This window comes from Maribacter sp. UH1 (assembly GCF_056839145.1).
The window spans coordinates 411,014-435,021 of record NZ_CM166387.1; the positions used below are offsets into that span (position 1 = coordinate 411,014).

General features: G+C 42.0%; 11 protein-coding genes and 1 pseudogene. 10 read left to right on the plus strand and 2 right to left on the minus strand.

All coding sequences use genetic code 11. The features are described from left to right. The first annotated feature begins 11,772 nt into the window (after window positions 1-11,772). The 3 genes from UH1x_RS01950 (at window position 11,773) to UH1x_RS01960 (ending at window position 16,199) form a co-directional block, all read left to right on the plus strand. Window positions 11,773-14,106, plus strand: coding sequence for a T9SS type B sorting domain-containing protein (locus UH1x_RS01950; protein WP_482624694.1), 2,334 nt, complete (start codon window positions 11,773-11,775; stop codon window positions 14,104-14,106). A gap of 26 nt (window positions 14,107-14,132) precedes the next feature. Continuing rightward, window positions 14,133-15,107, plus strand: a complete 975-nt coding sequence (locus UH1x_RS01955) for a PorP/SprF family type IX secretion system membrane protein (RefSeq protein WP_482624696.1) — start codon at window positions 14,133-14,135, stop codon at window positions 15,105-15,107. A 345-nt stretch (window positions 15,108-15,452) separates the two neighbouring features. Next, window positions 15,453-16,199, plus strand: coding sequence for a transposase (locus tag UH1x_RS01960; protein WP_482624697.1), 747 nt, complete (start codon window positions 15,453-15,455; stop codon window positions 16,197-16,199). A gap of 287 nt (window positions 16,200-16,486) precedes the next feature. Here the strand turns inward: UH1x_RS01960 and UH1x_RS01965 are convergent, their stop codons facing one another. Both UH1x_RS01965 and UH1x_RS01970 read right to left on the minus strand, forming a co-directional pair. Continuing rightward, window positions 16,487-16,723, minus strand: a complete 237-nt coding sequence (locus UH1x_RS01965; protein WP_482626476.1) for an integrase core domain-containing protein — start codon at window positions 16,721-16,723, stop codon at window positions 16,487-16,489. Window positions 16,724-16,735: 12 nt separating this feature from the next. After that, a pseudogene (locus UH1x_RS01970) lies at window positions 16,736-16,873 on the minus strand (hypothetical protein); the annotation flags it as partial. Here UH1x_RS01970 and UH1x_RS01975 point away from each other — a divergent pair. The 7 genes from UH1x_RS01975 (at window position 16,806) to UH1x_RS02005 (ending at window position 23,956) form a co-directional block, all read left to right on the plus strand. Further along, a complete protein-coding gene (locus UH1x_RS01975; RefSeq protein ID WP_482626530.1) occupies window positions 16,806-17,180 on the plus strand; it encodes a hypothetical protein in 375 nt (124 codons plus the stop codon). The pseudogene UH1x_RS01970 and the gene UH1x_RS01975 sit on opposite strands and share 68 nt — an antisense overlap. Window positions 17,181-17,871: 691 nt before the next feature. Continuing rightward, a complete protein-coding gene (locus tag UH1x_RS01980; protein ID WP_299801352.1) occupies window positions 17,872-18,774 on the plus strand; it encodes a TolB-like translocation protein in 903 nt (300 codons plus the stop codon). A gap of 179 nt (window positions 18,775-18,953) precedes the next feature. Beyond that, entirely contained in the window at window positions 18,954-19,415 is a 462-nt protein-coding gene (locus tag UH1x_RS01985; protein WP_482624698.1) for a GyrI-like domain-containing protein, read from the plus strand. Window positions 19,416-19,916: 501 nt separating this feature from the next. Beyond that, entirely contained in the window at window positions 19,917-20,132 is a 216-nt protein-coding gene (locus UH1x_RS01990) for a hypothetical protein (protein ID WP_482624699.1), read from the plus strand. A 91-nt stretch (window positions 20,133-20,223) separates the two neighbouring features. Beyond that, entirely contained in the window at window positions 20,224-21,672 is a 1,449-nt protein-coding gene (locus tag UH1x_RS01995; protein WP_482624701.1) for an acyltransferase, read from the plus strand. Between the two features lie 408 nt (window positions 21,673-22,080). Next, complete coding sequence (locus tag UH1x_RS02000; protein ID WP_482624703.1) at window positions 22,081-22,809, plus strand: NAD(P)-dependent alcohol dehydrogenase; 729 nt, start codon at window positions 22,081-22,083, stop codon at window positions 22,807-22,809. A gap of 361 nt (window positions 22,810-23,170) precedes the next feature. Next, a complete protein-coding gene (locus UH1x_RS02005; protein ID WP_482624705.1) occupies window positions 23,171-23,956 on the plus strand; it encodes a helix-turn-helix transcriptional regulator in 786 nt (261 codons plus the stop codon). Window positions 23,957-24,008: the final 52 nt, after the last annotated feature.

Sequence of the window (24,008 nt, forward strand, 5' to 3'; positions counted from 1 at the left end):
ACCACGACCTTATTCATCTATGATGGGACGGGAACGACTCCGAACTGTTTCAGTGAAGAGAATGTAACGATCACGATCAATGACACGCCAGTAGTCAATGACCTGGCCGATGTCACGGCTTGTGATACGTTTACCTTACCAGCCATTACGGGAACAAACTTAACCGGTGGCGAGTCCTATTATACAGGTGCAGGTGGTACAGGAACGGCCATCGCAGCAGGTACAGCCATTACCACGACCACGACCTTATTCATCTATGATGGGACGGGAACGACTCCGAACTGTTTCAGTGAAGAGAATGTAACGATCACGATCAATGACACGCCAGTAGTCAATGACCTGGCCGATGTCACGGCTTGTGATACGTTTACCTTACCAGCCATTACGGGAACAAACTTAACCGGTGGCGAGTCCTATTATACAGGTGCAGGTGGTACAGGAACGGCCATCGCAGCAGGTACAGCCATTACCACGACCACGACCTTATTCATCTATGATGGGACGGGAACGACTCCGAACTGTTTCAGTGAAGAGAATGTAACGATCACGATCAATGACACGCCAGTAGTCAATGACCTGGCCGATGTCACGGCTTGTGATACGTTTACCTTACCAGCCATTACGGGAACAAACTTAACCGGTGGCGAGTCCTATTATACAGGTGCAGGTGGTACAGGAACGGCCATCGCAGCAGGTACAGCCATTACCACGACCACGACCTTATTCATCTATGATGGGACGGGAACGACTCCGAACTGTTTCAGTGAAGAGAATGTAACGATCACGATCAATGACACGCCAGTAGTCAATGACCTGGCCGATGTCACGGCTTGTGATACGTTTACCTTACCAGCCATTACGGGAACAAACTTAACCGGTGGCGAGTCCTATTATACAGGTGCAGGTGGTACAGGAACGGCCATCGCAGCAGGTACAGCCATTACCACGACCACGACCTTATTCATCTATGATGGGACGGGAACGACTCCGAACTGTTTCAGTGAAGAGAATGTAACGATCACGATCAATGACACGCCAGTAGTCAATGACCTGGCGGATGTCACGGCTTGTGATACGTTTACCTTACCAGCCATTACGGGAACAAACTTAACCGGTGGCGAGTCCTATTATACAGGTGCAGGTGGTACAGGAACGGCCATCGCAGCAGGTACAGCCATTACCACGACCACGACCTTATTCATCTATGATGGGACGGGAACGACTCCGAACTGTTTCAGTGAAGAGAATGTAACGATCACGATCAATGACACGCCAGTAGTCAATGACCTGGCCGATGTCACGGCTTGTGATACGTTTACCTTACCAGCCATTACGGGAACAAACTTAACCGGTGGCGAATCCTATTATACAGGTGCAGGTGGTACAGGAACGGCCATCGCAGCAGGTACAGCCATTACCACGACCACGACCTTATTCATCTATGATGGGACGGGAACGACTCCGAACTGTTTCAGTGAAGAGAATGTAACGATCACGATCAATGACACGCCAGTAGTCAATGACCTGGCCGATGTCACGGCTTGTGATACGTTTACCTTACCAGCCATTACGGGAACAAACTTAACCGGTGGCGAATCCTATTATACAGGTGCAGGTGGTACAGGAACGGCCATCGCAGCAGGTACAGCCATTACCACGACCACGACCTTATTCATCTATGATGGGACGGGAACGACTCCGAACTGTTTCAGTGAAGAGAATGTAACGATCACGATCAATGACACGCCAGTAGTCAATGACCTGGCCGATGTCACGGCTTGTGATACGTTTACCTTACCAGCCATTACGGGAACAAACTTAACCGGTGGCGAGTCCTATTATACAGGTGCAGGTGGTACAGGAACGGCCATCGCAGCAGGTACAGCCATTACCACGACCACGACCTTATTCATCTATGATGGGACGGGAACGACTCCGAACTGTTTCAGTGAAGAGAATGTAACGATCACGATCAATGACACGCCAGTAGTCAATGACCTGGCCGATGTCACGGCTTGTGATACGTTTACCTTACCAGCCATTACGGGAACAAACTTAACCGGTGGCGAGTCCTATTATACAGGTGCAGGTGGTACAGGAACGGCCATCGCAGCAGGTACAGCCATTACCACGACCACGACCTTATTCATCTATGATGGGACGGGAACGACTCCGAACTGTTTCAGTGAAGAGAATGTAACGATCACGATCAATGACACGCCAGTAGTCAATGACCTGGCGGATGTCACGGCTTGTGATACGTTTACCTTACCAGCCATTACGGGAACAAACTTAACCGGTGGCGAATCCTATTATACAGGTGCAGGTGGTACAGGAACGGCCATCGCAGCAGGTACAGCCATTACCACGACCACGACCTTATTCATCTATGATGGGACGGGAACGACTCCGAACTGTTTCAGTGAAGAGAATGTAACGATCACGATCAATGACACGCCAGTAGTCAATGACCTGGCGGATGTCACGGCTTGTGATACGTTTACCTTACCAGCCATTACGGGAACAAACTTAACCGGTGGCGAGTCCTATTATACAGGTGCAGGTGGTACAGGAACGGCCATCGCAGCAGGTACAGCCATTACCACGACCACGACCTTATTCATCTATGATGGGACGGGAACGACTCCGAACTGTTTCAGTGAAGAGAATGTAACGATCACGATCAATGACACGCCAGTAGTCAATGACCTGGCGGATGTCACGGCTTGTGATACGTTTACCTTACCAGCCATTACGGGAACAAACTTAACCGGTGGCGAGTCCTATTATACAGGTGCAGGTGGTACAGGAACGGCCATCGCAGCAGGTACAGCCATTACCACGACCACGACCTTATTCATCTATGATGGGACGGGAACGACTCCGAACTGTTTCAGTGAAGAGAATGTAACGATCACGATCAATGACACGCCAGTAGTCAATGACCTGGCCGATGTCACGGCTTGTGATACGTTTACCTTACCAGCCATTACGGGAACAAACTTAACCGGTGGCGAGTCCTATTATACAGGTGCAGGTGGTACAGGAACGGCCATCGCAGCAGGTACAGCCATTACCACGACCACGACCTTATTCATCTATGATGGGACGGGAACGACTCCGAACTGTTTCAGTGAAGAGAATGTAACGATCACGATCAATGACACGCCAGTAGTCAATGACCTGGCCGATGTCACGGCTTGTGATACGTTTACCTTACCAGCCATTACGGGAACAAACTTAACCGGTGGCGAGTCCTATTATACAGGTGCAGGTGGTACAGGAACGGCCATCGCAGCAGGTACAGCCATTACCACGACCACGACCTTATTCATCTATGATGGGACGGGAACGACTCCGAACTGTTTCAGTGAAGAGAATGTAACGATCACGATCAATGACACGCCAGTAGTCAATGACCTGGCCGATGTCACGGCTTGTGATACGTTTACCTTACCAGCCATTACGGGAACAAACTTAACCGGTGGCGAGTCCTATTATACAGGTGCAGGTGGTACAGGAACGGCCATCGCAGCAGGTACAGCCATTACCACGACCACGACCTTATTCATCTATGATGGGACGGGAACGACTCCGAACTGTTTCAGTGAAGAGAATGTAACGATCACGATCAATGACACGCCAGTAGTCAATGACCTGGCCGATGTCACGGCTTGTGATACGTTTACCTTACCAGCCATTACGGGAACAAACTTAACCGGTGGCGAGTCCTATTATACAGGTGCAGGTGGTACAGGAACGGCCATCGCAGCAGGTACAGCCATTACCACGACCACGACCTTATTCATCTATGATGGGACGGGAACGACTCCGAACTGTTTCAGTGAAGAGAATGTAACGATCACGATCAATGACACGCCAGTAGTCAATGACCTGGCGGATGTCACGGCTTGTGATACGTTTACCTTACCAGCCATTACGGGAACAAACTTAACCGGTGGCGAATCCTATTATACAGGTGCAGGTGGTACAGGAACGGCCATCGCAGCAGGTACAGCCATTACCACGACCACGACCTTATTCATCTATGATGGGACGGGAACGACTCCGAACTGTTTCAGTGAAGAGAATGTAACGATCACGATCAATGACACGCCAGTAGTCAATGACCTGGCGGATGTCACGGCTTGTGATACGTTTACCTTACCAGCCATTACGGGAACAAACTTAACCGGTGGCGAGTCCTATTATACAGGTGCAGGTGGTACAGGAACGGCCATCGCAGCAGGTACAGCCATTACCACGACCACGACCTTATTCATCTATGATGGGACGGGAACGACTCCGAACTGTTTCAGTGAAGAGAATGTAACGATCACGATCAATGACACGCCAGTAGTCAATGACCTGGCCGATGTCACGGCTTGTGATACGTTTACCTTACCAGCCATTACGGGAACAAACTTAACCGGTGGCGAATCCTATTATACAGGTGCAGGTGGTACAGGAACGGCCATCGCAGCAGGTACAGCCATTACCACGACCACGACCTTATTCATCTATGATGGGACGGGAACGACTCCGAACTGTTTCAGTGAAGAGAATGTAACGATCACGATCAATGACACGCCAGTAGTCAATGACCTGGCCGATGTCACGGCTTGTGATACGTTTACCTTACCAGCCATTACGGGAACAAACTTAACCGGTGGCGAGTCCTATTATACAGGTGCAGGTGGTACAGGAACGGCCATCGCAGCAGGTACAGCCATTACCACGACCACGACCTTATTCATCTATGATGGGACGGGAACGACTCCGAACTGTTTCAGTGAAGAGAATGTAACGATCACGATCAATGACACGCCAGTAGTCAATGACCTGGCGGATGTCACGGCTTGTGATACGTTTACCTTACCAGCCATTACGGGAACAAACTTAACCGGTGGCGAGTCCTATTATACAGGTGCAGGTGGTACAGGAACGGCCATCGCAGCAGGTACAGCCATTACCACGACCACGACCTTATTCATCTATGATGGGACGGGAACGACTCCGAACTGTTTCAGTGAAGAGAATGTAACGATCACGATCAATGACACGCCAGTAGTCAATGACCTGGCCGATGTCACGGCTTGTGATACGTTTACCTTACCAGCCATTACGGGAACAAACTTAACCGGTGGCGAGTCCTATTATACAGGTGCAGGTGGTACAGGAACGGCCATCGCCGCAGGTACAGCCATTACCACGACCACGACCTTATTCATCTATGATGGGACGGGAACGACTCCGAACTGTTTCAGTGAAGAGAATGTAACGATCACGATCAATGACACGCCAGTAGTCAATGACCTGGCCGATGTCACGGCTTGTGATACGTTTACCTTACCAGCCATTACGGGAACAAACTTAACCGGTGGCGAATCCTATTATACAGGTGCAGGTGGTACAGGAACGGCCATCGCAGCAGGTACAGCCATTACCACGACCACGACCTTATTCATCTATGATGGGACGGGAACGACTCCGAACTGTTTCAGTGAAGAGAATGTAACGATCACGATCAATGACACGCCAGTAGTCAATGACCTGGCCGATGTCACGGCTTGTGATACGTTTACCTTACCAGCCATTACGGGAACAAACTTAACCGGTGGCGAATCCTATTATACAGGTGCAGGTGGTACAGGAACGGCCATCGCAGCAGGTACAGCCATTACCACGACCACGACCTTATTCATCTATGATGGGACGGGAACGACTCCGAACTGTTTCAGTGAAGAGAATGTAACGATCACGATCAATGACACGCCAGTAGTCAATGACCTGGCCGATGTCACGGCTTGTGATACGTTTACCTTACCAGCCATTACGGGAACAAACTTAACCGGTGGCGAGTCCTATTATACAGGTGCAGGTGGTACAGGAACGGCCATCGCAGCAGGTACAGCCATTACCACGACCACGACCTTATTCATCTATGATGGGACGGGAACGACTCCGAACTGTTTCAGTGAAGAGAATGTAACGATCACGATCAATGACACGCCAGTAGTCAATGACCTGGCCGATGTCACGGCTTGTGATACGTTTACCTTACCAGCCATTACGGGAACAAACTTAACCGGTGGCGAGTCCTATTATACAGGTGCAGGTGGTACAGGAACGGCCATCGCAGCAGGTACAGCCATTACCACGACCACGACCTTATTCATCTATGATGGGACGGGAACGACTCCGAACTGTTTCAGTGAAGAGAATGTAACGATCACGATCAATGACACGCCAGTAGTCAATGACCTGGCGGATGTCACGGCTTGTGATACGTTTACCTTACCAGCCATTACGGGAACAAACTTAACCGGTGGCGAATCCTATTATACAGGTGCAGGTGGTACAGGAACGGCCATCGCAGCAGGTACAGCCATTACCACGACCACGACCTTATTCATCTATGATGGGACGGGAACGACTCCGAACTGTTTCAGTGAAGAGAATGTAACGATCACGATCAATGACACGCCAGTAGTCAATGACCTGGCGGATGTCACGGCTTGTGATACGTTTACCTTACCAGCCATTACGGGAACAAACTTAACCGGTGGCGAGTCCTATTATACAGGTGCAGGTGGTACAGGAACGGCCATCGCAGCAGGTACAGCCATTACCACGACCACGACCTTATTCATCTATGATGGGACGGGAACGACTCCGAACTGTTTCAGTGAAGAGAATGTAACGATCACGATCAATGACACGCCAGTAGTCAATGACCTGGCCGATGTCACGGCTTGTGATACGTTTACCTTACCAGCCATTACGGGAACAAACTTAACCGGTGGCGAGTCCTATTATACAGGTGCAGGTGGTACAGGAACGGCCATCGCAGCAGGTACAGCCATTACCACGACCACGACCTTATTCATCTATGATGGGACGGGAACGACTCCGAACTGTTTCAGTGAAGAGAATGTAACGATCACGATCAATGACACGCCAGTAGTCAATGACCTGGCGGATGTCACGGCTTGTGATACGTTTACCTTACCAGCCATTACGGGAACAAACTTAACCGGTGGCGAATCCTATTATACAGGTGCAGGTGGTACAGGAACGGCCATCGCAGCAGGTACAGCCATTACCACGACCACGACCTTATTCATCTATGATGGGACGGGAACGACTCCGAACTGTTTCAGTGAAGAGAATGTAACGATCACGATCAATGACACGCCAGTAGTCAATGACCTGGCGGATGTCACGGCTTGTGATACGTTTACCTTACCAGCCATTACGGGAACAAACTTAACCGGTGGCGAGTCCTATTATACAGGTGCAGGTGGTACAGGAACGGCCATCGCAGCAGGTACAGCCATTACCACGACCACGACCTTATTCATCTATGATGGGACGGGAACGACTCCGAACTGTTTCAGTGAAGAGAATGTAACGATCACGATCAATGACACGCCAGTAGTCAATGACCTGGCGGATGTCACGGCTTGTGATACGTTTACCTTACCAGCCATTACGGGAACAAACTTAACCGGTGGCGAGTCCTATTATACAGGTGCAGGTGGTACAGGAACGGCCATCGCAGCAGGTACAGCCATTACCACGACCACGACCTTATTCATCTATGATGGGACGGGAACGACTCCGAACTGTTTCAGTGAAGAGAATGTAACGATCACGATCAATGACACGCCAGTAGTCAATGACCTGGCCGATGTCACGGCTTGTGATACGTTTACCTTACCAGCCATTACGGGAACAAACTTAACCGGTGGCGAGTCCTATTATACAGGTGCAGGTGGTACAGGAACGGCCATCGCAGCAGGTACAGCCATTACCACGACCACGACCTTATTCATCTATGATGGGACGGGAACGACTCCGAACTGTTTCAGTGAAGAGAATGTAACGATCACGATCAATGACACGCCAGTAGTCAATGACCTGGCCGATGTCACGGCTTGTGATACGTTTACCTTACCAGCCATTACGGGAACAAACTTAACCGGTGGCGAGTCCTATTATACAGGTGCAGGTGGTACAGGAACGGCCATCGCAGCAGGTACAGCCATTACCACGACCACGACCTTATTCATCTATGATGGGACGGGAACGACTCCGAACTGTTTCAGTGAAGAGAATGTAACGATCACGATCAATGACACGCCAGTAGTCAATGACCTGGCCGATGTCACGGCTTGTGATACGTTTACCTTACCAGCCATTACGGGAACAAACTTAACCGGTGGCGAGTCCTATTATACAGGTGCAGGTGGTACAGGAACGGCCATCGCAGCAGGTACAGCCATTACCACGACCACGACCTTATTCATCTATGATGGGACGGGAACGACTCCGAACTGTTTCAGTGAAGAGAATGTAACGATCACGATCAATGACACGCCAGTAGTCAATGACCTGGCGGATGTCACGGCTTGTGATACGTTTACCTTACCAGCCATTACGGGAACAAACTTAACCGGTGGCGAATCCTATTATACAGGTGCAGGTGGTACAGGAACGGCCATCGCAGCAGGTACAGCCATTACCACGACCACGACCTTATTCATCTATGATGGGACGGGAACGACTCCGAACTGTTTCAGTGAAGAGAATGTAACGATCACGATCAATGACACGCCAGTAGTCAATGACCTGGCGGATGTCACGGCTTGTGATACGTTTACCTTACCAGCCATTACGGGAACAAACTTAACCGGTGGCGAGTCCTATTATACAGGTGCAGGTGGTACAGGAACGGCCATCGCAGCAGGTACAGCCATTACCACGACCACGACCTTATTCATCTATGATGGGACGGGAACGACTCCGAACTGTTTCAGTGAAGAGAATGTAACGATCACGATCAATGACACGCCAGTAGTCAATGACCTGGCCGATGTCACGGCTTGTGATACGTTTACCTTACCAGCCATTACGGGAACAAACTTAACCGGTGGCGAATCCTATTATACAGGTGCAGGTGGTACAGGAACGGCCATCGCAGCAGGTACAGCCATTACCACGACCACGACCTTATTCATCTATGATGGGACGGGAACGACTCCGAACTGTTTCAGTGAAGAGAATGTAACGATCACGATCAATGACACGCCAGTAGTCAATGACCTGGCCGATGTCACGGCTTGTGATACGTTTACCTTACCAGCCATTACGGGAACAAACTTAACCGGTGGCGAGTCCTATTATACAGGTGCAGGTGGTACAGGAACGGCCATCGCAGCAGGTACAGCCATTACCACGACCACGACCTTATTCATCTATGATGGGACGGGAACGACTCCGAACTGTTTCAGTGAAGAGAATGTAACGATCACGATCAATGACACGCCAGTAGTCAATGACCTGGCCGATGTCACGGCTTGTGATACGTTTACCTTACCAGCCATTACGGGAACAAACTTAACCGGTGGCGAGTCCTATTATACAGGTGCAGGTGGTACAGGAACGGCCATCGCCGCAGGTACAGCCATTACCACGACCACGACCTTATTCATCTATGATGGGACGGGAACGACTCCGAACTGTTTCAGTGAAGAGAATGTAACGATCACGATCAATGACACGCCAGTAGTCAATGACCTGGCCGATGTCACGGCTTGTGATACGTTTACCTTACCAGCCATTACGGGAACAAACTTAACCGGTGGCGAATCCTATTATACAGGTGCAGGTGGTACAGGAACGGCCATCGCAGCAGGTACAGCCATTACCACGACCACGACCTTATTCATCTATGATGGGACGGGAACGACTCCGAACTGTTTCAGTGAAGAGAATGTAACGATCACGATCAATGACACGCCAGTAGTCAATGACCTGGCCGATGTCACGGCTTGTGATACGTTTACCTTACCAGCCATTACGGGAACAAACTTAACCGGTGGCGAATCCTATTATACAGGTGCAGGTGGTACAGGAACGGCCATCGCAGCAGGTACAGCCATTACCACGACCACGACCTTATTCATCTATGATGGGACGGGAACGACTCCGAACTGTTTCAGTGAAGAGAATGTAACGATCACGATCAATGACACGCCAGTAGTCAATGACCTGGCCGATGTCACGGCTTGTGATACGTTTACCTTACCAGCCATTACGGGAACAAACTTAACCGGTGGCGAGTCCTATTATACAGGTGCAGGTGGTACAGGAACGGCCATCGCAGCAGGTACAGCCATTACCACGACCACGACCTTATTCATCTATGATGGGACGGGAACGACTCCGAACTGTTTCAGTGAAGAGAATGTAACGATCACGATCAATGACACGCCAGTAGTCAATGACCTGGCCGATGTCACGGCTTGTGATACGTTTACCTTACCAGCCATTACGGGAACAAACTTAACCGGTGGCGAGTCCTATTATACAGGTGCAGGTGGTACAGGAACGGCCATCGCAGCAGGTACAGCCATTACCACGACCACGACCTTATTCATCTATGATGGGACGGGAACGACTCCGAACTGTTTCAGTGAAGAGAATGTAACGATCACGATCAATGACACGCCAGTAGTCAATGACCTGGCCGATGTCACGGCTTGTGATACGTTTACCTTACCAGCCATTACGGGAACAAACTTAACCGGTGGCGAATCCTATTATACAGGTGCAGGTGGTACAGGAACGGCCATCGCAGCAGGTACAGCCATTACCACGACCACGACCTTATTCATCTATGATGGGACGGGAACGACTCCGAACTGTTTCAGTGAAGAGAATGTAACGATCACGATCAATGACACGCCAGTAGTCAATGACCTGGCGGATGTCACGGCTTGTGATACGTTTACCTTACCAGCCATTACGGGAACAAACTTAACCGGTGGCGAGTCCTATTATACAGGTGCAGGTGGTACAGGAACGGCCATAGCAGCAGGTACAGCCATTACCACGACCACGACCTTATTCATCTATGATGGGACGGGAACGACTCCGAACTGTTTCAGTGAAGAGAATGTAACGATCACGATCAATGACACGCCAGTAGTCAATGACCTGGCCGATGTCACGGCTTGTGATACGTTTACCTTACCAGCCATTACGGGAACAAACTTAACCGGTGGCGAGTCCTATTATACAGGTGCAGGTGGTACAGGAACGGCCATCGCAGCAGGTACAGCCATTACCACGACCACGACCTTATTCATCTATGATGGGACGGGAACGACTCCGAACTGTTTCAGTGAAGAGAATGTAACGATCACGATCAATGACACGCCAGTAGTCAATGACCTGGCGGATGTCACGGCTTGTGATACGTTTACCTTACCAGCCATTACGGGAACAAACTTAACCGGTGGCGAGTCCTATTATACAGGTGCAGGTGGTACAGGAACGGCCATCGCAGCAGGTACAGCCATTACCACGACCACGACCTTATTCATCTATGATGGGACGGGAACGACTCCGAACTGTTTCAGTGAAGAGAATGTAACGATCACGATCAATGACACGCCAGTAGTCAATGACCTGGCCGATGTCACGGCTTGTGATACGTTTACCTTACCAGCCATTACGGGAACAAACTTAACCGGTGGCGAGTCCTATTATACAGGTGCAGGTGGTACAGGAACGGCCATCGCAGCAGGTACAGCCATTACCACGACCACGACCTTATTCATCTATGATGGGACGGGAACGACTCCGAACTGTTTCAGTGAAGAGAATGTAACGATCACGATCAATGCATTAGATGACGCGACATTCAGTTACAGTGCAGCAGCCTACTGTGTAGATGCGGCAGACCCAACTCCAACGGCAACCTTGGCAGGCGGAAGCTACTCATCAACAGCCGGCTTATCCATAACCACAGACACAGGCGTGATTGATGTGAGTGCTTCCACCCCAGGCACTTACACAGTAACCTATACCACAGCAGGGACCTGTCCAAACAGCAGTACGGAATCGGTAACAATTAATGCTTTAGACGACGCGACATTCAGTTACGCAGCCGCAGCCTATTGTGTAGATGCGGCAGACCCAACTCCAACGGCAACCTTGGCAGGCGGGAGCTATGCATCCACTGCAGGTTTAAGTATCAATGCAAGTACAGGCGCCATAGATGTGAGCGCTTCCACCCCAGGCACTTACATAGTAACCTATACCACAGCAGGGACCTGTCCAAACAGCAGTACCCAATCGGTAACGATCAATGCATTGGACGACGCGACATTTAATTATGATGCCGCAGCGTATTGCGTCGATGCAGCAGACCCAAGCCCAACAGCGACGTTGACAGGAGGAAGCTACTCATCAACCGCAGGCTTATCCATAACCGCAGGCACAGGCGCTATCGATGTGAGCGCTTCCACCCCAGGTACTTACACGGTAACCTATACCACAGCAGGGACCTGTCCAAACAGCAGTACCCAATCGGTAACGATCAATGCATTGGACGACGCGACATTTAATTATGATGCCGCAGCCTATTGTGTAGATGCTGCAGACCCAACACCAACAGCGACGTTGACAGGAGGAAGCTATTCTTCAACAGCCGGCTTATCAATAACCGCAGGCACAGGCGCTATCGATGTGAGCGCTTCCACCCCAGGTACTTACACGGTAACCTATACCACAGCAGGGACCTGTCCAAACAGCAGTACCCAATCGGTAACGATCAATGCATTACCAACAATAACAGTATCTACAGCCGCGACATGCTCAGTAGATTTATTAACTTATAGTATAATTATAGATGTAAGTTCAGGAGGCGTAGTAACAAGCACTTCAGGAACAGTGACAGATAATGGTTCAGATAACTGGACAATAGATGCTATTACTTCAGGAACAGATATTACTATCACAGTCACAGATGGAAACAGTTGTGATACAACATTAGATGTTACCGCACCAGACTTTGCTTTACAAGTATCTTATACAGTTACCGATGTAGTTTGTAGTGGAGGTAATGATGGTGTTTTAGAAATTATAGCTACAGGTGGAACAGGTATAATTAAATATGCTATTTCACCACAATTGAATCAATTTTTTGAGACAGCTATTTTTGAAGATTTACCTGCCGGAACTTATCAAGCTATCGCACAAGATGAATTAGGCTGTTTTGTTCTTATAGATTTTGTTATTGATCAGCCAGATCCAGTAATACTGAGTTTAGTGCCAAATTCAATTATTCCAGAGGTTTGTATAGATGAGTTAGATGGTGATTTTAGTGTTGATCTTACTGGCGGAAACTTGCCTTACAGCCTAAGCTTAGATGATATTAATGGCACTTACACAACAGGAACTTTAACACAAACACAATTTGATTTTACTGGTTTAGCTGGTGGCGATCATATTATATATGTACGTGATAATTTAGGTTGTGAATCTGAATGGAATATTACATTCCCAGAATCTGTACGCATAGTTACAGAACTAGATATTACTTATTGTACAGATAATTTGAACGATGCATCCATTAACATGGTAACAGCCATGGTAGATGATACATTAGTTGATCTTACTGATTTAGATTACTCGTTAGACGGAGGAACCTTCCAAAGTGACAATACTTTTATAGATATTCTTCCAGGGAATCATTTTATAACCGTTAGGCACACGAATACTTGTGAGTCAATTATAGATTTTGAAATTGAACAATTTGATCCTTTACAACTTGTAATTGCAGAAGGTAGTATAAATGAAATTATAGCATCTTCAACTGGAGGGTCTGGTGTTTATGAATATGAAGTTCAATTTGAAAACTCATCAAGTAGTGAATTTTTAGGAAGTACAAGCACATTTCCTATTTATGAATCTGGTAATTATACGATAACCGTAACTGATAGTAATGGTTGTGTTGCTGTAGCTACAGCATTCTTTGAATATATAGATGTATGTATAACCAACTATTTCACACCTAATAATGATGGTAGACAAGATGAATGGGGTCCGGGTTGTACCGATCAATATCCAAATTTAACAGTTAATATTTTTGATAGATATGGACGCGAGGTCTCTAAATTAAGAGTCAGCCAAAAATGGGATGGAAAGTATAACGGCGTTGAACTTCCTTCTGGAGATTATTGGTATGTAGTAAAACTAAATGACCAAAGAGATAATAGAGAATTTGTAGGACACTTTACACTTTATAGATAATGATGAACTACGAAAAAATTAAAAACATGCGAAATATAATCATATATCTATTTTTTCTGGTCGTAGCTAACAGCTATAGTCAAGAATTAAATCTACCTGTATTTACACAATATTTGGCGGATAATAACTTTGTATTGTCACCAACTTACGCGGGAATAGGCGATAATTTAAAAATAAGAGCCAACGGTTTAACGCAATGGGTGGGCATAAAGGGTGCACCTCAAAACCAATCGCTTTATGGTGATTTTAGAATTGCTGATCGTTCAGGTATAGGATTGTCATTATACAATGACAAAAATGGAAACACAAAACAAACGGGCGTTAAGTTTTCGTATGCGCATCACCTTATACTAGATTATTATACCAAACAATATTTATCATTTGGTATTTCATATAACATAAATACCTTTAGAATAGACATTAATAATTTTAATACAACAACAGAAAACCCAACACTTGATCCTTTTGTTACAAATGATAGACGTACTGCAAACAATAATTTTGATGTTGGTGTGTTGTACAGAAATGATGGATTCTTTTTTAGTTTTAACGCTAATAATATTCTTGAGAAAAAACTTGATGAAGCTATTCGGGTTTCAGAACCAAATTTACTTTTAAACTATCAAATTTATTCTGGTTTGACTATACAAGGCCCAAAAAATAGTAGAATAGAGTATGAGCCATCTATATACTACCAAATGTTTAGTAGAGATAAAAGATCGAGTACAGATTTAAACTTCAAATTCAGAAAATATAACAGAAATGATGATTATTTCTGGGCAGGAATATCTTATCGTATCTTAAACGACCAGTTTCTTAAACCTCTAAATGTAGGGCCAATGGTAGGCTTTCAAAAATCTATGTTTTATTTTGGTTATGCTTACCAAATTACAACTAACGAATTGTCGGCATTTAATTCTGGCACACATGCTGTAACTATTGGTGTAAACTTTTTACAAGGTATTAGTAACTGTACTTGTACGCAATATCCTGGTCATTAAACCTTTTATTACAAATAATACTTCCCATGTAGTAAGGTTTTAATCTTTAATTATTTGTTACTAATGCGAATCATGGGTTGAGAACAATAAAAAAACAAGCTTAATTTGTTGAAAAACAACACCTAAAAATTGTTTAAGCTATTGATTTTAAGTGTTTTAATAATCAATTTCAACAAGATTATTTTGAATACAAAGACCAATAACAAGGATTACAATTTAGTGAAAATATATTATTATGTCTGTGAAAAATTCGAGGACAACCTACAATTTAGATGTCAGCGTTTTAGCAACAATAACGCACCTAAATTAACTGACCAAGAAATTATAACTATATATCTGTTCGTGATGCAGCATCACGGAATTTTTAAAATGAACAAAATACATCAGTTTGCAAGAGAATATTTATTGGATTGGTTTCCTGATTTGGGAAGCTATCAGGCCTTTAACAATAGGCTCAATAGGATATCTTGTGCAATGGATTTGTTTTTAGAAACACTATTAAGTGAGTTTGCCCCAAAAGAGTGCGCCAAAAATTTTAGTGTGCTAGATTCAATGCCAATTATTACCTGCTCAGGAAAACGTCAAGGAAAAGTAGCCCAAGAGATTACGGCCAAAGGGTATTGCTCAACAAAAAGGATGTATTACTATGGAATGAAATTGCATGATCTTGGTTTTTGCAATGCCGGTAGGCTACCACATTCAGAACAGATAATATTTACACCTGCTTGTGTCAATGACCTTAGCCTTTATAAAGAGGCTTGGTCTGAAATTGAAAACCGTACATTTTTTGGAGATAAAATATACAATGACACTGGGCTTTTTCAAAATATGAAGCATAACTTTAACTCTGAAATGTTAACTACAGTAAAGGCTGTAAAAGGAATGGCCGATGTTTTAAGAAAATTTGATAGAGCCTGCAATGACTTGTACTCAAGAGCTGTATCCAAAATTAGACAGCCAATAGAAGCCTTATTTAGTTGGCTGATTGAAAAATCTGATATACAGAGAGCAAGCAAGGTAAGGTCTACAAAAGGTTTGATTCTTCATGCCTATGGAAGGATCGCTGCAGCTTTTATAACTTTAATTTTTTAACTCTTGATTCGCATTGTTAATATGAAATCAAAACACCTTTAAAGTATTCAACAATATCTATGGCAAAAAACGTATTGAAAATTCAAACTAATACTAACCCAAGAAAAATAGCCCTTATTCTTGGACCTTTATATTTAATAGTGATTATTATTAGCTGGTATGGCTTTCCAAATGAATTCCCACAAATTATTGCAGAATAGGATATAATTTCAACCCTTAGTAATATATCAAATTCGGAATTTCTATTTTGTCACGTCCTAAAATACGGCTACAGATTAATATTATTTTTAAGCGGCATATTGATGCACGTAATTAGGTGTTTTATAATCTAAAGATAAATGCAATCTTTTAGAGTTGTATAACTTGATTGCGTTTTTGGCTGCTTTTTTAGCATGGACCACACTGGTAAAGGTTTGGTCAAGATAGAATTCATCTTTTAGAATACCGTTTACTCTTTCGGCTAGGGCGTTTTCGTAGCAATGGTTCTCTTCTGTCATATTGATTTCTATTTTCTTTCTTTTCAATATTTGAGTATACACATTACTGCAATATTGAATACCCCTGTCGGAGTGATGAATAAGCCGGTCAATGTTCTTGACATTATAAATGGCTTTATTAAGGGTCCTTACACAGCCTTTTAGTTCTAAACTATCACTTAGGTCATACCCAACTATTTTGCGTGAGTACATGTCGGTAATGACCTGCGTTGTAATTCTGACAAACTCATCTCAAAGCTCAGATGATATTGGTTTTCATATACTCGACCCTGAATCTGAATTAGCAAACTTAAAATTTAAAAGTGATGCAGTTGAAATACCAGAATCCACTCTATTGAAATATGTGGGGGTTTATGAAGTGCTACCAGATTTCAAAATAACTATAATAAAAGAGAACGCACAGTTATTTGCGAGAGCCACCGGTCAAGCGAGATTTAATATATACCCTGAAAATGACACCCTATTATTTTTATACCGTGGTTAAAGCTAAAATTTCTTTCCAACTAAAAGGAGGTAATGTTAAAAGCTTAACACTACTTCAAGGCGGACAAGAGTTAGTAGGTCAAAAGATCGAGTAAAAAACGCATAAAACTTAAACAAATAAAAAACACACAATACATTTTACTGATTAGTGAATAAACAATCCGATTCACTCTTTTTCATTAACCCGGTTTTAACTTAAGTTAATGATATTGTGATTGCAGAAGTTTAATTTTATCTCTTTAAAAAAATTCATAAAAAACAAATGTATCAAGGCAAACAGTAAAATAGTAAAGACATATTTAAGTGGGTAAAACAATCCTGAAAAACTACCTGTAACAATCGCTCTATTGGCTTATGATGAGAAGTTTGAAAATCAAACAAAAGAAGATTATTCGAAAGCTGAGTTTTTAGAAACAACAAAAGAGTTAGGGAAAGTTTTAACTGGGTAGAAGTTTATAAAATTGCAGAAAATGATGGGTCAATCGTTCTTTATAATTGCAAATTTAATGTAGAAGATTTAGAAAATAATCTTGGTTCAGAAAGGTCCACTATAGAAGATGGATTAATTAAAGAATCACAACTTGTATATTATGTAACCGAATGAAGGAGTTTGTTTGCTCAAATAAAAGACTAAAACGATAGGCAAATAATCAGATGCGAACCCGTTGGCAAACATTTTAAAAATTTAAATAATGAGAAATTACTATTATATGTTTCTAATACTTGTATTCACACTATTATTAAATGCGTGCATTACTAAAAATAAAAAAGCGAACGACAATAATCCGACAAATATTGAAACCGCCTATTTTGGACAAAAACCGCCGGGCTTGGTTCCAGAAGTTTTTGCTCCTGGAATTGTTAGGAATGCATCGAATATTTCTTTTTCACCAAATTTAGATGAAGTATATTTTTCAGTTCATCAAAAAGAAGAAGATATATCCTCTATCTATTTCTCAAAACTTAGAGGTAATAAATGGACTCCTGTTAAAAAGGCAAATTTTACCAATGGAGGGAAGAATGAGGAATTATATCCATTCGTTAGCCTTATTGACAAAAGGATTTACTTCACGGCTTTGGATTCTATTTTTTCGGATGAGAAAATTTGGTACGTAAACCGCTTAGAGGATTCCTGGAGTGATGCAGTGCAACTTGATTCACCTATTAATAAGGACCTTGTTTTTTATATTAATCAAGCTAAAAACGGAAATCTTTTTTATACAAGTATTTCAAACGGGAAAATGTATTATGCACCCAACAAAAACGGTGAATTTCCCGATGTACAGGAAGTTAAACTTGAATTTGGTCATCACGGGTTTATTTCCCCATCTCAAGAGTATTTGCTGGTTTATACTCGAAACAAAGAAAATGAAAAAAGAAAAGACCACGATATATATGTCTGCTTTAAGGAAAAAGACGGGACATGGACAAGGCCAATTAGCTTTGGAAATGAAGTGAATTCTAATTTTAACGAAGGATGCCCGAGTATCACGCCAGATGGGAAATATATGTTTTTTGGAAGAGACCAAGAAGACGGGACAGGTAATTTGTATTGGGTGAGTACAGAAATTATTGATGAGTTAAGACCAAAATAAGACCATACATCAAGAGCATTAAAACAGAAAAAGCGAATGTTACGATCACTTTAGATAAAGATGAAAGTAACTAACAACAATCGACAGTAGTTACCATGAAAAAATTTCAGGTTTTGATACTTACGACATCTTTACTATTCTCTAGCATAGCTGTAACACAAACAAAAAACTCCAAAACTATGAACAATAAAATCATTCAAAAATTTAATGTTATCGGCATTTCTGTAAGAACAACCAATGAAAATGGTCAGTCTGCCAAAGACATCGAGGCATTGTGGGTAAAATTTTGGGGCGAAGAAATTCAAAAGCAAATACCCAACAAAGTAAATGATGACATTTACGCAGTTTACACAGATTATGAAACAGACTTCAATGGACCTTATACGCTAATTATTGGGTTACCAGTAAGCTCATTAGGAAATATTCCAGAAGATTTTGTCGGCATTACAATTGAAAGAGATATGTACGAAAAATTTGTTTCTAAAGGCAAAATGCCAGAGGCTGTCCTCGCAACCTGGATGGAAATTTGGCAAAATATAGACTTAAAACGAACCTATAATAATGATTTCACGATTCACGGAAAAAAATACTTTGATGGAGACAATGCCGAAGTTGAAACTTTTATATCCGTTAAAGAATAAAACAGAATAGCCTTCGAGAAGTAGCTTTAAACGGAACTTGGATAGCGGATAATAATCAAGTCATGTAGAATATATTCATATGCAAATTAACGCTTCAACAGTTAAAAGACTAACTCCAATAGTTATGTTGAAGTACTGTATACAAGTCTACTAAATCTTCTTGTTATTTCTAAAGATTTTGAACCTCCAATTTGTGTCGGGAGTGATGTGCGAAGTTTGGAAAATCTATTTCTATAAAAAAAGGGTTTGCCATAAGCAAAGACCATGTTGAAAATAAGATAAGAATGTACCTTTTTAAAAAAGGTGAAATGACTCGACAGCAGATGGCAGATGAAGCGGTGGTTACCAAATAAACAATAACAGCCGTAGAGCGTGGGAAGCACTCCCCTACTCTGCAATTAGCCTTTAGAATTGCTAATGCTTAATGTAAATCTTGACGAAATAACCACATACTATCCGTTAAATAACAAATTCAAAAAGCGAAAGAAAAAGTAAACAAATATGAATGTATTAGTGTTTAAAACAAACCTTAGCTCCCCTCCTAAAATTGAATGGATGGCCCCCTTATTTAACTTACATCCATGTATTTCAGAGTGGTCGGTAGATATGGAAGATGTGGACAATGTACTTCGTGTTGTTTCTTTAAATTTAATAGAGAAAGATGTCATTCAATTAATGCAAAGTAAGGGTTTTGTATGTGAAGCTTTGCCAGACTAATAATTGAAATGAAAACAAAAAAGTCTTCACTTTTAAAAGTGATTAGACTTGTATTGGCATTTTAAATCTTTTGTAAATAAAAGTTGTAAAAATGATAAAGAAAGTGGAAGAGGCTTATATCCATAGAGGAAATAATGCATTTATGGTTGAGAAAAAGACATGTGCATTAGATACTAATAATTCTAGGGCTCATTCCCCTTTTCAATGGGTATTCAATATTGAAAATAGTGAGGAAATGAGAGACTTCCTGAGTTGTCTCAAGGATTCTCTACAGTTTTTAGTGGATAACTCTAAATTCCAATTCGTTTCATCAAGATGGGAGGACGATACTGAATCCACATCAATTCCTGGGTACTCAATTTCCCAATCCAATAATGATGGCATTATGTATCAATTCTTTGAAGATAAAAAAACATACGAAAAGCCGCCAAGTGATCTATTTAATGATAAGAGAAGATTTTCAAAAATTCTACGGAAGCAATTTCCTGGCTTTATTGCACATAACCCTTTTTCTAAAATAAAAAAGTTGAATATCCCAATTGTTTTGGTGACTATTCATCATTATGTCAAGTATGGAGAATTCTCTATCGTTTTCTACATGGACCACACTGTTTTTGATACATACTCAGCTAATATCTTTCTCAAATTATTGTCAGAAACGAGTACATGTATACATGATACAGAAAAATTGAAAAAAAAGTACACTGACGTTAATAATAGACTTTCCTTTTCGCACACTTTGAATAATAAGCAAATATTTGATAAAATAGACTCAGATAAGGAATTGTCTAAAAAGGTGAACACGTACAATTCGAACCTTGGATTTTATTCAGCAAAAATGATTGTTAATGGTCTACTCTGGGGTGCTGGGATTAGGTTTAGGGAAGTTAAGTTTCGATTAAACTGCAAAGAAATCGATAAAATCAAAAAGTCCTATAATAACGATTTTAGATGGTGTTCTAGTTTTGAAGTGATGTTGGCTATGGTGTATATGTCAATGTATCAAGAAGATAAAGTGATTGGGTTTAATTTGATTGTTGATATACGTTCAAGAATGAGATCAGATGAAGGGAATATAGTATTTGAAGATTACTATATTGGCAATGGAGCTTCTGGCGTTGAAATTCATGAGGTTCCAATCTATCCTCACAATCTATTTAAAACGATTGAATCAATTCATTCCGCTATCCGTGGAACATTGAAAAATCAAAAAGTCTACGACAATTTTTATGTATATGAAGGTGTCAGACAATTTAAAAAGGAAATTATAAGTCCGATGTTAGCTATGTTGTTGGGTAAATGCAATGATGATTTCTTAACAATCAACACCTGGTTCGGCTTCGATACGGAAAATATTACGTATGGTTTGCCACAAAGCAAGGCTCTTTTATTGGGTCATCCATTTATGCCCATCATGAATTATTCACATTTTCAGCACACGTTTTTGACAACTAATGAAGTTACTTTTTCGACAAATGTTTCGAAAAACATCAAAGTCAGTATTCCAGAACAAATTTCCAAGGCGATCGCTGAGTTTTGAAAAAATCAAAAAGCTTAAGATAAAGTAACCGAATATGAATGTATTGGTGTTTAAAACAAACCTTAGTTCCCCTCCTTTAATTGAATGGATAACCCCCTATTTCAACTCGCATCCATTCATTATAGAGTGGTCGGTAGATACCGAAGATATTGACAATGTACTTCGCGTTCTTTCCTCTAAACTGTTAGAGAAAGATGTCATTCAATTAATGCAAAATAATGGTTTTTATGTGAAGTTTTGCCGGACTAATTATTGCAACGAAAGCGAGAAAAGTCTTCACTTCTACAAGTGGTTTGACTCGTGTTGACAATTTAATTTATTGCTTCTTTAATAAAGAGGAACTTGAACAATAGAATTATGAAGAAAATAATAAATCGGTAGAGTTCAAGGAAAATGCTAAAAAGAATCTTGAAAAATAAAATTAATATAATGCGTGCTATTGAATTTCGCCGATATGGCTCACCCAAAGAAGTGATGAAGTTTGTAAAAAATCGGGTAATTCCTCTACCAAAAAAAAATGAAGTACTTGTAAGAGTAATGTGTTCTTCTATAAATGCTGCTGATAACCACATGGTTAGAGCAAATTTTCTAATTGTCCGATTAGTTCTTGGGTTGTTTAGACCAGCCAAAAAGAATAGCGTTCTGGGAATGGATGTTGCTGGCACTATTCAGGAAGTGGGTGGTGAAGTTGAAGGATTTCAATTGGGAGACGAAGTAGCTGCCGATATCAGAAAAATACTTGGTGGAGGGTTTGCAGAGTACGCTATTGTAAGAGCTGTAGATTTGGTTAAAAAGCCAGCCAATGTATCTTTTAAACAAGCAGCAGCCACACCAATTTCAGGGCAAGCAGCAATGATGGGATTAATTCTCTGCGCCATTAAACCAGGTGATAGAGTCCTGATTAATGGTTCTACAGGAGGAGTTGGTTCTTTTGCCGTGCAGATTGCGAAGACACGAGGTGCTCATGTAACGGCAATGTGTTCCGAAAAAAAAGCCAATGCCGTCAGAAGCTGGGGAGCAGATGAACTAGTCGATTATAGTAAAACATCAGTAAGTGAATTGAAAAAATTTGTTCGCTCGTTTGATAAATGGACGGAAAAGCGATTTAGTAACAATGCACTGAGGCAAAAAACATAGAGTGAGTCTTTGCCAACAAAAACGTTCGAGCATCTTTGGAGAGACGTCCATTTTTTAAATTGTAGCTACATTTCAGGACAAGAAATTTGATGATAATGAATACAGAGATACAAGCTGATTATAAAAATCGAATTAACCGAGTTTTTGAATTTATAGACGAAAACTTGGAATCAAGCCAAAGTCATTGAGTCGAATCCGTTAATGATTAGTGAATAAAAAAATCTGATTCACTCTTTTCTTTTACCCGGTTTTAACTTTGGTGATTGTTATAATATAACTTTATCCCAAGAAAAATATTGATTTAAATGAATAAACAAATGGGAAGGCTTACTAAATTCATTTATCAATGACGTAAGAAATTATGCTATTAAGCTCAAAAGAATTTTTAGGTAAAACAACGGAGCAATTTTCTCTACAAGATTATGATATTTCTATGGTGAAATATAAAAAACCTGTTTCAGAAGATTGGCACTCACATGAAAAGTACCATCTGTCTTTAATATTACAAGGAGGGAATTTAGAATCTCGAAAAAGAAAAGATATTGAAGTACTTCCTGGTAGCATTATGTTGTATAATAAAAACGAAGTGCATCGCAATAGACACACCGTATTTCCATCTGAGAATTTGAATATAGAAATTAATGATAGTTTTTTTACAAAAAATGAACTATCCACCTCAGATTTTAAAGATTCAATACATAAAAATACAGCGGTTCAGTTTCAATTATTAAAAATATATAAAGAATTAAAAGTTAATGACCTGTTTTCTTCAGATTCCATCCATTCTTCGTTACTAACATTTTTTTCCGGTAATGCAAACATAGTTGATCAGAAACCAATATGGGTTGATACGATTAGAGAATTATTGTGTGATCGATGGGATGAGTTTATTACATTAAAACAACTATCAGAAGAACTTCAAATTCATCCGGTTACCATTTCTAAATACTTTTCAAAATATTTTAATTGTACTCTTGGTGAATATATGCGTAGGATTAAAATAGAAAAAGCAATTTTATTACTAAAAAATAGTAATATCTCTTTAACAGAAATTGCGTTTCTCTGTGGTTTTTCGGACCAAAGTCATTTTATTAAAACGTTCAAATTTAATACAGGATTTAAACCAAAAGAGTTTAGACTTTTGTAATAATAGTATCTACGGGCTAATTTCATCCTATTTTCTATTACTTTTCCTTCAT